Annotated in this window: 10 protein-coding genes and 1 tRNA gene; 10 read left to right on the top strand and 1 reads right to left on the bottom strand. The window is 70.4% G+C overall.

Features of this window, described 5'->3' with window-relative positions; translation table 11 throughout:
• Positions 1 to 38 precede the first annotated feature (38 nt).
• From ABD733_RS12775 to ABD733_RS12755, 5 genes are all read left to right on the top strand, one after another.
• Positions 39 to 1,181, top strand: a complete 1,143-nt coding sequence (locus tag ABD733_RS12775) for a YlbL family protein (protein ID WP_344796781.1) — start codon at positions 39 to 41, stop codon at positions 1,179 to 1,181.
• Positions 1,182 to 1,362: 181 nt separating this feature from the next.
• Positions 1,363 to 4,239 (top strand): UPF0182 family membrane protein, encoded by a 2,877-nt coding sequence (locus ABD733_RS12770; RefSeq protein ID WP_344796779.1) that lies wholly within the window; start codon positions 1,363 to 1,365, stop codon positions 4,237 to 4,239.
• Positions 4,240 to 4,298: 59 nt separating this feature from the next.
• Positions 4,299 to 4,372, top strand: a tRNA-Met gene (locus ABD733_RS12765).
• 156 nt (positions 4,373 to 4,528) lie between these two features.
• A complete protein-coding gene (locus tag ABD733_RS12760; protein ID WP_344796777.1) occupies positions 4,529 to 5,545 on the top strand; it encodes a glycosyl hydrolase family 18 protein in 1,017 nt (338 codons plus the stop codon).
• A gap of 20 nt (positions 5,546 to 5,565) precedes the next feature.
• Positions 5,566 to 6,381 carry a carbon-nitrogen hydrolase family protein gene (locus ABD733_RS12755; protein ID WP_344796775.1) on the top strand — a complete coding sequence of 272 codons (816 nt, stop codon included), beginning with the start codon at positions 5,566 to 5,568 and terminating at the stop codon, positions 6,379 to 6,381.
• Here ABD733_RS12755 and ABD733_RS12750 read toward each other — a convergent pair.
• Positions 6,378 to 7,577, bottom strand: a complete 1,200-nt coding sequence (locus ABD733_RS12750) for an aminotransferase class I/II-fold pyridoxal phosphate-dependent enzyme (protein ID WP_344796774.1) — start codon at positions 7,575 to 7,577, stop codon at positions 6,378 to 6,380. The two genes, ABD733_RS12755 and ABD733_RS12750, sit on opposite strands and share 4 nt — an antisense overlap.
• A 162-nt stretch (positions 7,578 to 7,739) precedes the next feature.
• Here ABD733_RS12750 and ABD733_RS12745 point away from each other — a divergent pair, with 162 nt between their 5' ends.
• From ABD733_RS12745 to ABD733_RS12725, 5 genes are all read left to right on the top strand, one after another.
• A complete protein-coding gene (locus tag ABD733_RS12745) occupies positions 7,740 to 9,407 on the top strand; it encodes a S1C family serine protease (RefSeq protein ID WP_344796772.1) in 1,668 nt (555 codons plus the stop codon).
• Positions 9,408 to 9,481: 74 nt separating this feature from the next.
• Positions 9,482 to 10,525: a glycosyltransferase family 2 protein gene (locus tag ABD733_RS12740; RefSeq protein ID WP_344796770.1), complete on the top strand. Its 1,044-nt coding sequence runs from the start codon at positions 9,482 to 9,484 to the stop codon at positions 10,523 to 10,525.
• A 2-nt stretch (positions 10,526 to 10,527) separates the two neighbouring features.
• Complete coding sequence (locus ABD733_RS12735; RefSeq protein WP_344796768.1) at positions 10,528 to 11,337, top strand: CDP-alcohol phosphatidyltransferase family protein; 810 nt, start codon at positions 10,528 to 10,530, stop codon at positions 11,335 to 11,337.
• A 23-nt stretch (positions 11,338 to 11,360) separates the two neighbouring features.
• The gene (locus tag ABD733_RS12730) at positions 11,361 to 12,215 is read left to right on the top strand and encodes a glycosyltransferase family 2 protein (RefSeq protein ID WP_425552925.1); all 855 of its coding nucleotides are present in this window, start codon (positions 11,361 to 11,363) and stop codon (positions 12,213 to 12,215) included.
• A 69-nt stretch (positions 12,216 to 12,284) separates the two neighbouring features.
• Entirely contained in the window at positions 12,285 to 13,571 is a 1,287-nt protein-coding gene (locus ABD733_RS12725) for a CDP-glycerol glycerophosphotransferase family protein (RefSeq protein ID WP_425552917.1), read from the top strand.
• Positions 13,572 to 13,657: the final 86 nt, after the last annotated feature.

Genomic DNA, 13,657 nt, shown 5'->3' with positions numbered 1-13,657 from the left:
GCGCGGCCTCGTGACGCCCCTTGAAAGGCAGTCTCCCCGTGACTCTGTTCACCGCTCCCGAGCGCTCGACCCCTCCGCCGCGGCGGCGTCGCAGCACCGTCGGCCTCGTGTTCCTCGCGGTCGCCGTCGTGATCGGGATCGTCCTGTCGATCCTGCCCGCCCCGTATCTGATCGAGCAGCCCGGCCCGGTCTTCGACACCCTCGGCACCAACGAGTTCGACGGCAAGCAGACCCCCCTGATCTCGATCGAGGGCCACCCGACCTACGCCACCGCCGGGTCGCTCGACCTGCTGACGGTGAGCGTCGTCGGCAACCAGACGCAGCGCCCCAACTGGGCCGAGATCGTCGGCGCCTGGTTCGACCCCTCCAAGGCCGTCATCCCGGTCGACGAGATCTACCCGACGGGCGTCTCGAACAAGCAGGTCGACCAGCAGAACACCCTCGACATGGAGCAGAGCCAGAAGTCGGCGGTGACGGCGGCACTCGACCACGAGGGATACGACGTCGGCACCTCGATCACCGTCAGCGCCGTCGAGAAGGACAGCCCCGCCTCCGGCAAGCTGGCCAAGGGCGACGTCATCGACTCGATCAACGGAGTCGATCTCCGTCAGAACAGCGACGTCGACACCCTGCGCGCCCTGGTGACGAAGAACGGCTCGAAGCCGGCGACGGTACGGTACTCGCGGTCCGGCGACTCGGAGGCCCAGGGCGGCCCGACCCGGGTCGCGACCATCACGCCGCAGAAGGTGACGGGCAACGGGCAGACCGCGTACCTGCTCGGCATCGGAGCGAGCGTCTCGTACGACTTCCCGTTCTCGGTCTCGCTCAAGCTCGCCGACGTCGGCGGACCGAGTGCCGGGCAGATGTTCGCGCTCGGGATCATCGACAAGATCACGCCGGGCGAGCTCAACGGCGGCAAGAGGGTCGCCGGCACCGGGACGATCACCGCCAACGGCACCATCGGCGCGATCGGCGGCATCCGGCAGAAGATGTACGGGGCGAGAGCGGCCGGTGCGACGGTCTTCCTGGCGCCGGCGAGCAACTGCAACGAGGTGACCGGACACATCCCGTCCGGCCTGTCGGTGTACGCCGTGAGCACGCTCGACCAGTCGGTCACGGTCCTCGACACGGTCGCCTCGAAGGGCGACGTGTCGTCGCTCCCGACCTGCCAGTCGAACTGACACTCACCATCCGCTTAGGTTGTCCACAGGCTTGATCACCGGGGCCGGACCGTGGAGGTTCGACACATAGGATGGCGGTTCCACCTCTCCCCGAGCCAGGAGCAGCCTCTTGACTTCCTCTGCCACAGCGTCGTCTGGTCCGGTCCGCCCGGGTCGACGGTCGCCGCGCGTCCCCATCCTCGTGACGATCGGCATCCTCGCCGCGCTCGTCATCCTGTTCTTCATCTTCGCGGGCCTCGCGACCGACTACCTGTGGTACCAGCAGCTCGGGTTCACCCGCGTCATCATGACCCAGTGGATCACGGGCACGGCGCTGTTCTTCATCGGGTTCCTCGGCATGGCGGTGCCGGTGTTCGTCAGCATCGACATCGCGTTCCGGTTCCGCCCGGTGTACGCGAAGCTCAACTCCCAGCTCGACCGCTACCAGCAGGTCATCGAGCCCCTCCGCCGCACGGTCATGCTCGGCATCCCGATCGTGCTCGGCCTCTTCGGCGGGATCGCCGCGTCCAGCCACTGGTCGATGATCCTGCAGTTCCTCAACCGCACGCCGTTCGGCAAGACCGACCCGCAGTTCCACCTCGACATCGGCTTCTACGTCTTCTCGCTGCCCTTCTACCAGGGGCTCGTCGGGTTCGCGTCGGCCGTGGTCCTCCTGTCGGCCATCGCGGCACTCGCCACGAGCTACCTGTACGGCGCGCTCCGCTTCTCCGGCCGCGAGGTGCGGATCTCCCGCGTGGCCCGCATCCAGATCGCGGTCACCGCGGCGGTCTACATCGGCCTCCAGGCCGTCAGCCTCTGGCTCGACCAGTACGCGACCCTGACCGACGGCTCCAACAAGCTCCTGACCGGTGCGACCTACACCGACGTGGTCGCAGGCATCCCGGCCAAGCAGATCCTGGCCTACGCCGCAGCCGTCGTCGCCATCCTGTTCATCGTCACGGCCGTCATCGGGCGGTGGCGCCTGCCGATCATCGGCACCGCGCTGCTCATCGTGATCAGCCTCCTGATCGGGGCCGTCTACCCGTGGATCGTGCAGCGCTTCACCGTCGACCCGTCGGCGAAGAGCGTCGAGTCGAGCTACATCGAGAAGAACATCAAGGCGACGAGAACGGCGTACGGCGTGGCCGAGGTCAAGGAGTCGAACTACGACGCGAAGTCGACGGCCTCGAAGGGCGCGCTCGCCAACGACGCGACGACCACCGAGAACATCAGGATCATCGACCCGTCGCTCGTCACCGACGCCTTCGCTCAACTCCAGCAGTACCGCCAGTACTACGCGTTCCCCGACAAGCTCGACGTCGACCGCTACAAGATCGACGGCAAGGTCCAGGACGTCGTGATCGCGGTCCGCGAGCTCAACCAGACCGGGCTGGGCTCCTCGAACAACCCCTACAACTCGACGTTCGTGTACACGCACGGCTACGGCGTCGTCGCGGCCTACGGCAACCAGCGCTCGGCCGACGGCCAGCCGGTGTTCCTCGAGTCGGGCATCCCCGTCAAGGGAGCGCTCGGCACCGCGAAGAACTACCAGCCCCGCATCTACTTCGGCGAGCAGGGCCCGCAGTACTCGATCGTCGGCGGCAGCGGCCTCAACAAGGTCGAGCTCGACTACCCGTCCGGCAACGACGACAACGGCAACAACGCTCAGACCACCTATGCGGGCAACGGCGGGCCGAAGCTCGACAACGCCTTCAAGAAGCTCATCTACGCGATCAAGTTCCAGTCGGAGCAGATCTTCCTCTCCGACGCGGTCAACTCGAAGTCGCAGATCCTTTACGACCGCGACCCGTCGACCCGAGTCCAGAAGGTCGCGCCGTACCTCACGCTCGACAGCGACCCGTATCCCGCGGTCGTCAACGGCAAGGTCGTCTGGATCGTCGACGGCTACACGACGAGCGACCAGTACCCGTACTCGGCTCAGCGCAGCCTGTCGACGTCCATCGCCGACACGTACACGCCGGCGCCGGCGTACGCGACCGACCAGATCAACTACATCCGCAACTCGGTGAAGGCGACGGTCGACGCGTACTCGGGCAAGGTCACGCTGTACGCCTGGGACAAGACCGACCCGATCCTCGAGACCTGGCAGAAGGTGTTCCCCTCCACGGTGAAGCCGATGGCCGACATGAGCGGCACGCTGCTTAGCCATGTGCGCTACCCCGAAGACCTCTTCAAGGTGCAGCGCGAGGTCCTCGGCACCTACCACGTGACCGACCCGGGCTCCTTCTACAACGGCGACGACGCGTGGACCACGCCGAACGAGCCGACGAAGACGAGCGGCGACACCTCGCTGCAGCCGCCGTACTACCTCACGATGAAGCTGCCGAAGCAGGATGCCGCGTTCCAGCTCTACACGACGTACATCCCGCAGCAGGTCAACGAGTCGAACCCGCGGAACGTGCTGACCGGCTACCTCGCGGCCAACTCCGACGCGGGAGACACCAAGGGGTCGATCTCGAAGAGCTACGGCAAGCTGACGCTGCTCACGCTCCCGAAGACCGACAACGTGCCGGGCCCCGGCCAGGTGCAGGCGAACTTCAACGCCGACTCCACGGTCGCGAACGTGCTGAACATCCTGGCGCGCGGCGACACGCAGGTGAAGCGCGGAAACCTGCTGACCCTGCCCGTCGGCGGCGGTCTGCTCTACGTGCAGCCCGTCTACGTCCAGTCGACCTCCGACACGTCGTACCCGATCCTGCAGAAGATCCTCGTCTCGTTCGGCGACAAGATCGCGTTCGAGGACACCCTGAAGGAGGCCCTCGACGACCTCTTCGGCGGCGACTCGGGGGCGACGACCGGTGATGCCGGCGTCGGCGGCGGGACGACCGGCGGCGGCACCGGTACCGGCACAGGCTCTGGCACGGGGACCGGGACGAACACCGGCACCAGCACCGGGTCCGGCTCGCAGAGCCCGGCTCTCAAGCAGGCGCTCGCAGACGCACAGTCGGCCCTGACGGAGCGCAAGGCCGCCTACGCGAAGAACGACCTCGTGGCGGCCGCGGAGGCCGACGCGAAGCTGCAGTCGGCGCTCGAGGCTGCTGTGAAGGCCTCGCAGTAGGCGCCGATCGGCCTCGATTGGACCGAGGCGAGACCCCGTGCTAGAGTCATTTCTTGTGCCGCGGGGTGGAGCAGTTCGGTAGCTCGCTGGGCTCATAACCCAGAGGTCGTAGGTTCAAATCCTGCCCCCGCAACAAGAGAAAGGCCCCTGATCAGCAACTGCTGGTCGGGGGCCTTTCGCCTTTCCGGGGTCGCCCGGGTCGCGAGGCACGCCGATCCTGGCCGCCGATCGACCGCCCGCCGATCGACCGCCCGCCGGACCACGCCGCGCCACGCCGTAGGCTGACCGGATGCGCACCCGTCTCGCCGTCACCGCCGCGATCACGGCGGCAGCCCTCCTCGGCGGCGGCCTCGTCGCATCGCAGGCGCTCGCCGCGACCCCGTCCACGCCCGCAAAAGCCCGGCTCCAGGTCGTCGGCTACGCCGAGGCCGGCAGCACGACCGCGAAGCAGCTGCAGGCCAGCAGCAGGGCTGTCACGACCGTCGGCGTCGACGGCATCAACGTCACGTCCAACGGCTCCGGGCTGACGCCGGTCGCCCCGGAGGCCCTGTCGCTCCTCGAGAGCGCCCACGCGCAGAAGAAGAAGGCGGAGCTCCTGGTCGGCAACTTCGACGGAGCGCTCGGCGACTTCTCGCCGGCGATCGGCGACCGCCTCCTCGGATCGCCCGCGAACATCACCACCGTGGTGAACCGGCTCGCGTCCGAGGTGAAGGCGCACGGGTGGGACGGCGTCACGGTCGACCTCGAGAGCCTGACGCCGCGGCATCCTGCTCAGCTCACCGACCTCGTCGCCAAGCTGAAGTGGCGGCTGGGCGCCTCGAAGAGCGTCTCGATCTGCCTCATGGCGACGCCCGACGACTACGCGGCCGAGGGCTACGACCTCGAGGGGCTGGCCAACGCGGCCGACCACGTCGTGCTCATGGCCTACGACCAGCACGGCCCCACCTGGACGACGGCGGGGCCGGTCGGCGGGCAGCCGTGGGTCGCATCCTCGCTCGCGCCGGTGCTCAAGGCCGTGCCGGCGGGCAGGATCCAGCTCGGCGTCGCCGGGTACGGGTACACCTGGCCGAAGCACGGCGACGGCGTCCAGGTCTCCGACTCCGGCGCCCGCGCGCTCGCGGCGAGAGACCACGTGAGCCCGGTGTGGGACGCCCGGCAGCTCGAGTGGCACGCGACCCTGAAGAACGGGACCGTCCTCTGGTGGTCCGACGCGAAGACCTACGCCGCCCGCACGGCCTACGCGAAGAAGCTGCACCTCGGGGGCGTCGCCGTGTGGAGCCTCGGCCTGAGCGACCCGCTCCGGTGACGGGCGGTTAGGGTGACGACATGAGCGAGAGCATCCTGGTCGCCGTCGCGCAGTTCGCGCCCACCTCCGATCCTGCCGAGAATCTCGCCTCGATCGACGAGCTCGCGTCTCGTGCCGCTGATCGCGGTGCTCGCGTGGTGGTGTTCCCCGAGTACTCGTCGTTCTTCGAGAAGGACCTCGGCCCGCGCTTCGTCGAAGCGGCCGAGCCTCTCGACGGGCCGTTCGTGACAGGCCTCGGCAGGATCGCGCGGCGCCTCGATCTCCACGTCGTCGCGGGCCTCGTCGCCGTCGCCGGCACCGACCGCTTCTCGAACACCCTCGTCGCCGTGTCCCCGACCGGAGCGCTCGAGGCGACCTACCGCAAGCTGCACCTCTACGACGCGTTCGGTCAGCGCGAGTCCGACTGGGTCGAGGCGGGCGGGATCGAGCAGCCCGAGACCTTCGACGTCGACGGCTTCACGGTCGGCCTGCAGACCTGCTACGACGTCCGGTTCCCGGAGGTGACGCGGCTGCTCGTCGACGCCGGCGTGGAGGTCGTCCTGCTGCCGGCCGAGTGGGTGCGCGGCCCGCTCAAGGAGCACCACTGGCGCACCCTGGTCACGGCGCGCGCCATCGAGAACACGGTCTATGTGGCCGCCGCCGACCACACTCCGCCGGTCGGGGTCGGCAACAGCATGATCGTCGACCCGTCGGGTGTCGAGATCGCGACCATCGGCGACGAGCGGGGGATCGCCGTGGCGGAGCTCCGCCGCGACCGGCTCGAGGGCGTCCGCCGGGTGAATCCGTCGCTGGCGCTGCGGCGGTTCGGCGTGGTGCCGCGCAGCGCGTCCGCCTAGGCCCGCAGCGCTGCGAGCTGCGCGGAGGCCCTCTCGAGCACCTCCGTGCGCTTGCAGAAAGCGAACCGCACCCTCGACCGCAGCTCGGCGGCGAGGTCGGCGTGGCAGAAGGCGCTGATCGGCACGCCGACGACGCCCGCCAGGGCCGGGAGGCGGCGGCAGAGGTCGACAGCGTCGTCGAAGCCGAGGGGCGCGGCATCGGCCACGACGAAGTACGAGCCGGCCGGGTGCGAGACCTCGAAGCCCGCCGACCGGAGCCCCGACTCGAGCAGGTCGCGCTTGCGCTCGAGGGTCGCCGCGATCCCGGTGAAGTAGGCGTCGGGGAGGCCCAGGCCGACCGCGATCGCCGGCTGGAACGGCGAACCGTTCACGTAGGTCAAGAACTGCTTCACCGCCAGGATCTGCGACACCAGCGTCGCCGGAGCGGTGAGCCAGCCGATCTTCCAGCCGGTGGTCGAGAACGTCTTGCCGCCCGACGAGATGGTGACCGTGCGTGATCCTGCGCCGGGGAGGGTGGCGATGGGGACGTGCTTCCGGCCGTCGAAGAGCAGGTGCTCGTAGACCTCGTCCGACACGATGACCGCGTCGTGCCGCTCGGCCAGCTCGACGATGAGCGCCCTCGTGGCCGGGTCGAGCACGGTGCCGGTCGGGTTGTGCGGGTCGTTGAGCAGGATCACGCGCGTCCGGTCGGTGATCGCGCGCCGCAGATCGTCGTGGTCGACGGTGAAGTTCGGCCCCCGGAGCGGCACGGTCCGGTGCTCGCCTCGGGCCAGGCCGATGACGGCGCCGTAGGAGTCGTAGAAGGGCTCGAGCGTGACGACCTCGTCGCCGGCGTCGACCAGCGCGAGGAGGGTCGCTGCGATCGCCTCCGTCGCGCCGGCCGTCACGAGGACCTCGCTCCCCGGATCGGGCCGCAGACCGTAGAAGCGCTCCTGGTGAGCCGCTATCGCCTCGAGCAGGATCGGCACGCCCCGCCCGGGCGGGTACTGGTTGGCGCCGTCTGTGATGGCCTTCCTCGCCGCTTCGAGCACCTCGACCGGGCCGTCCTCGTCGGGGAAGCCCTGCCCGAGGTTGATGCTCGACGTCGACGCGGCCAGCGCCGACATCTCGGCGAAGATCGTCGGGGCGAGGGTTCCGTGGGAGTCGAGGAGCATCGCGCCGCGCGCGGCGCGCTCCCAGGGGGCGAGTGTCGTCATCGTGTCCTCGTGCGCTCGGCGGGGTGTCCTCACACCGTACCTCCGTTCACGGCTGCCCCTTACGGTGCCCGCCTATGATGTGAGACCGGATCGCTCCCGGGCTCCCCGACCGGCTCACCGGCCGCGGCGAGTGACGGTGAGGCTTGGAAGGAGCACTCGCGCATGACCGAGACCCCTGGCACCGACGACGACCGCTTCGGCGGCTGGCAGGCCCCGCACGCCGACTCCCGGCAGACGGGCGAGCAGCCGACGGTCGAGCCCGCCGAGGCCGGGCCCGCCGAGACCAGGCCCAGCGAGGCCCGACCGACCGACTCCCAGCCCACGGAGCCCCAGGCGACGCTTCCGTACCCCTCTGCTCCGGTCGGCGCTCCGCCGCTGCCGAGCGAGGCGCCGGTGCCGCTGTCCGAGTCGCAGGCCGAAGCGGCCTCCGACACCGGCTCCACCGCGACCGGCGACGGATTCCGTCGCGCTCCGGCGTCGCTCGACCATGCGGCCTACGCCGGGTCGAACTCGTCCGCGTTCAACGGCCTCTCGCAGGGCGGCTACGGCCAGGACGGCTCCGGAGACGGCTACGGCACCGCGTCGGCCGGCGCCGCAGACGGCTCCACACCCGGGTGGTCCGCCCCCGTCGCGCCGAGGCCCCGCCGCCGCGGTCTCGGAGCGCTCGTCGCCGTCGCCGTGGTCGCCGCCGTCATCGGCGCGCTCGTCGCCACGGGCGGCTACGCGCTCCTCGGCGGCCGGAACGTCACCGCCGAGGGCGGCACCCCGTCGAACCTCACCATCGGCCACTACGACGACGCCACGATCGTCACGGCCGTCGCCTCCAAGGCGACCCCCTCCGTCGTCACCATCGACGTGTCGTCCGGCACGTCCGCCGGCACCGGCTCCGGCGTCGTCCTGACCTCCGACGGCTACATCGTCACCAACACCCACGTCGTGACCCTCGATGGTGCCAGCGCGACCGGCACGGTCCGCGTCACGACCTCGAGCGGCCGCATCTACTCCGGCAAGATCGTCGGCACCGACCCTCTGGTCGACCTCGCGGTCGTCAAGATCGACGCGTCGGGCCTCACGCCGATCGACTTCGCCGACTCGTCGAAGCTCAACGTCGGCGACACCGCCGTCGCCATCGGCGCACCGCTCGGCCTCTCGAACACGGTCACCGACGGCATCGTCTCGACGCTCAACCGCAGCATCTCGGTCGCCTCGTCGGCCGTGCCCGACAACGGCGGCGACTCGAGCGACGGCCAGGACAACAACGGCCAGGGCCCGTTCAGCTTCGACAACGGCTCCGGCAGCACGCCGCAGACGAGCAACCTCATCTCGCTCCCGGTCATCCAGACCGACGCGTCGATCAACCCCGGCAACTCCGGCGGGGCGCTCCTCGACGCGAAGGGCCGGCTGATCGGCATCAACGTCGCCATCGCGAGCGCGGGCCAGTCGAGCGACAGCAGCACGCAGTCGGGCAGCATCGGCGTCGGCTTCTCGATCCCGGCGAACCTCGTCAAGCGGGTCGCCGACGACATCAAGAAGACCGGCTCGGCCACCCACGGCCTCCTCGGCGCCTCGGTCGACGACGCCACCAGCGACACCACGGCGTCGCACACGGGCGCCCTGATCAAGTCGCTCACGTCGAGCGGCGCAGCCGAGAGGGCGGGTCTCCGCGCCGGCGACGTCGTCACCGAGTTCGACGGCAACGCGGTCACCGGGGCGACCGACCTGACCGCCCAGGTCCGCACGCTGTCGGGCGGCGCGACGGGCTCGCTCACGTACATCCGCGACGGCAGCACCCGCTCCGCGACGGTGACCCTGGGCACCCTGAAGGGCTGATCCGGCCTGGTAAGCTCGTCCGGATCTCCGCGGCCAGCACACGGCCGCCCGCCCTCCCGACGCCACAGGATCACATGACCTCCAGAGACAGCCGCACCGTCGGTGTGTCCTACGTCATGCCCGTGCTCAACGAGGTGCGCGACATCCGGTCCGCCGTCGAGAGCCTCATCGCGCAGGATCACGAGGGCCCCTTCGAAGTCATCCTGGCCCTGGGGCCCAGCATCGACGGCACCGACGAGGTGGTCGCCGAGATGGCGGCGCTCGACGACCGCATCCGGAGCATCCCGAATCCCGTCGGCTCGACCCCGGCCGGCCTGAACGTCGCGATCCTGGCCTCGCAGTACCCGGTCACCGTGCGCGTCGACGCGCACTCGGTGCTGCCCCGCGACTACACCCGGATCGCCGTCGAGACCCTGCTGCGGAGCGGCGCCGACAACGTCGGTGGCATCATGCACGCCGAGGGCCGCACGCCGTTCGAGAAGGCCGTCGCCCGCGCGTACGGCAGCCGCGTCGGCCTGGGCGGCACCCCGCACCACGTGGGCGGCAAGGAGGGCCCGGCCGAGACGGCCTACCTCGGCGTCTTCCAGAGGCACCGCCTGATCGAGGTCGGCCTCTTCGACGAGAACATCAAGCGCGGTCAGGACTGGGAGCTCAACCGGCGCCTCCGGGCGACGGGAGGGACGGTCTGGTTCACGCCCGAGCTGACGGTCACCTACCGGCCCCGGCCGAGCCTGAAGAAGCTCGTCCGGCAGTTCGTCGCCACCGGCATCTGGCGGGGCGAGCTCGTCCGGCGCTTCGCGTTCTCGAACTCGCTACGGTACCTGGTGCCGCCCGTCATGGTGCTGGGAGTAGGGCTCGGACTCGTCGTCGGCCTGGTCGGCGTCGTCGGGGCGGTCCTCGGCACGGGCCTCGCCTGGCTGCTCGTCGGCTTCGCCGTGCCCGCCGTCTACGCCCTCTTCGTGGTGGCCGCGACGGTGACGTCGGCGCGCGCCGAAGACGCCCCGACCAAGCTGTGGTTTCTCGTAGTCTTGCCGTGCATCCACTTCGGCTGGGGCCTCGGCTTCGTCGCGGGCTTCTCGAAGCTGACCAAGAACATCACCGAGCACGTCGGAAGGTAACGATGACCCATCCGACCACCACTCGACCCTCCTCGATCGCCGAGCTGAGGCGCGTCGCGCAGCCGCCGGAGGTGCGGAGCAGGGCGAACGCCGAGCACTGGACCGCGTCGCTGTACCTGCGCGACCTCTCGCCGTACCTCACCTGGGTGTTCCTGAAGACGTCGATCACGGCGAACGGCGTGACGGGCTTCATGATCCTGGCGGGCTGGGCCACGGCCTTCTCGCTCCTGATCCCCGGCATCGCCGGCCCGGCCCTGGCACTCGTGCTGGGCCAGCTGCAGATGCTCATCGACTGCTGCGACGGCGAGGTCGCCCGGTGGCGCGGCTCGTCGTCGCCCGCCGGGGTCTTTCTGGACAAGGTCGGGCACTACACGACCGAGGCGCTGATCCCGGTCATGCTCGGCATCCGGGCGGCCGGGTTCCCGTTCCAGACGCCGGCAGACTTCCTCTGGACGACCCTCGGTCTCGCTCTCGCCCTGATCATCGTGCTGAACAAGGCCCTGAACGACATGGTCCACGTCGCCAGGGCGAACGCCGGCCTGACGAAGCTCGAGGACAAGCGCGGGGGAGTGACGGTGCCGAGCGGGCGCCTGCTGGCCCGGCTCCGCAGCGCGGCGCGCTTCGTGCCGTTCCACCGGCTGTACCACTCGGTCGAGATGACGATCATCATCTTCGTCGTGTCGCTGATCGGGCTGGCCGTCGGCCAGGTCACGGCCGACCGCTTCCTGCTCAGCGTGCTCCTGCCGCTGTCGTTCCTGGCGCTGGTCGGGCACTTCGTGGCCATCATGTCGTCGAAGCGGGTGCGCTCCTGACCGAGCCCGCGAGGCGGCCCTCGATCGGCGTGGTCAGTCTCACCCAGGGGCGCCGCCCCGACGACCTCGCCCGCGGTATCGCGTCGGTCCTCGCGCAGGAGGACGTCGAGCTCGACATCGTCTGCGTCGGCAACGGCGCCGACCCCGGCGCACTGCCCGCCGGCGTGCGGCGGCTCGTCCTGCCGGAGAACGCCGGCATCCCCGCCGGACGCAACCGGGGCGCCGACCAGGTGCGGGGCGACTACGTCTTCTTCCTGGACGACGACGCGGCGCTCGCGTCGACGACCTTCCTCGCCGACGCCGTCAGGATGCTCGTGGCGAGCGGCGACATCGGCCTGCTCCAGCCGCGGGTCACCGACCCCGCCGGTGCGGGCGACCCGAGGCGCTGGATCCCGCGCCTCCGCAAGGGCTCGGCGACCGACTCGAGCGACGTCTTCTCGGTGTGGGAGGGGGCGACGCTCCTCCCGCGCCCTGTCTTCGACGCGTGCGGCGGGTGGGGCGAGCCGTACTTCTACGCTCACGAGGGGATCGAGCTCGCCTGGCGGGTGTGGGCTCAGGGGAAGCGCGTGTGGTACGCGGGTGACCTCGTCGCGCACCACCCCTCGATCGATCCTGCGCGGCACAGCCAGTACTACCGGCTGAACGCCCGCAACCGCGTCTGGCTGGCGAAGCGGAACCTGCCCTGGCCCCTCGTGCCCGTCTACGTGGCATCGTGGACAGCGGTGCAGGTGCTCCGCTGGGCGCGGCGCCCGGACCGGCTGCGGCCCTGGTTCGCGGGCTTCCGGGAGGGCTGGGCGACATCGCCGGGCGGACGCCGCTCGATGGGGTGGGGCACAGTGGTGCGGATGGCTCGGGCAGGACGACCGCCCCTGCTCTGAGCGTCGTGGTGGCCGACCACCCCCGCCGCTCGACACCAGCAGCAGAACCCTCAGAACGGAGAACGTCTCGTGCCCCTCACCCGTGACCTCGGTCTCGCCTACGGCCTGGTCAAGCGAGCCTGGACCTCGCGCGTCAACCGCCGCACCCTGGCCTCGCGCGACACGAGCGCCAAAGCGCCACGGCCCGGCACGGTGCAGGTCGCCGTCTACTTCGCCGACGGGCCGGTGAACCTCTACCAGATCCGGCAGTGGTACGGCCCCCTGGAGCACCTCGCGAAGACGAGGTCGGTCGCGATCGTCGTCCGGAGCCCCGCGACCATGCTCGCGCTGCTCGACGAGTCGTCGGTGCCCGTGGTGTACGCGCGGCAGGTGGTCGACCTCGAGGCGTTCGTCGAGTCGAACCCCGTCGCGATGACGCTGTACGTCAACCAGAACTCCCGCAACTTCCAGATGATGCGCTACGGCCGCATGTGGCACGTGTTCGTCAACCACGGCGAGAGCGACAAGATGTACATGACGACGAACCAGTTCAAGGCGTACGACTACGCCTTCGTCGCCGGCAAGGCCGCGCTGCAGCGGCTCGGGTCGAAGCTGTGGGACTACGACCTCGACACGCGCGCCATCATGATCGGGCGCCCCCAGGCCGACCACTTCGAGGGCAGGCTGCCCTACACCCCCGACGAGCGCCTCGTGGTGCTGTACGCCCCGACCTGGGAGGGCGACCGTCCGGCGGCGGCCTACGGCTCGATCGCCAGCCACGCAGCCCTCGTGCCGGCCCTTCTCGCGACGGGTCGGCACCGCGTCGTCTACCGCCCGCACCCGCGCAGCGGCGTGGTCGACCCGGCGTACCGGGCGGCCCACGAGGCGACCGTGAGAGCCCTCGAGGAGGCGAACCGCCGGGATCCGGGGGCGGGCCACGTCTACGACGACGGCCCCGACCTCGGCTGGCAGCTCGCCGCCGCCGACGTCGCGATCACGGACATCTCGGCGATGGTCTACGACCGCCTCGCGACCGGGCGGCCGCTGCTGGTCTGCCGTCCGGTGTCGCCCGAGGCCGACGTCGACGAGGGCGGCTACCTCGGTGCCGCCGAGTGGCTGACAGCGGACGAGGCGGGCGACGTCGTCGCGCAGGTGGAGCGGGTGCTGGGCGACGAGGAGGCCCGCGCCCGGCTCGACTTCTGGGCGGAGCACCACTTCGGCGACACGACCAGGGGCCGCGCGACCGAGCGCTTCGAGGAGGCCGTCGGACTCCTGGTCGACCGCTGGCACGAGTTCGACGCGAGGTTCCCCGCCCCGGACGAGACGACGAGTGCCGCCAGCGACGAGACGCTCGCGATCGACGACACCGACGTCTGACGCGTCGCTCCCGGCGCCGTCTTCGGCGGGCCCGGCCGTCGGCGAGGCAGGCGGGCCTGAGGCATGAACACCCCGTGCCCGGAGCG

The sequence above is a fragment of the Frondihabitans peucedani genome (assembly GCF_039537585.1).
GTDB classification, from domain to species: Bacteria; Actinomycetota; Actinomycetes; order Actinomycetales; family Microbacteriaceae; genus Frondihabitans; species Frondihabitans peucedani.
This window is presented reverse-complemented; position numbering and strand designations above follow the sequence as displayed.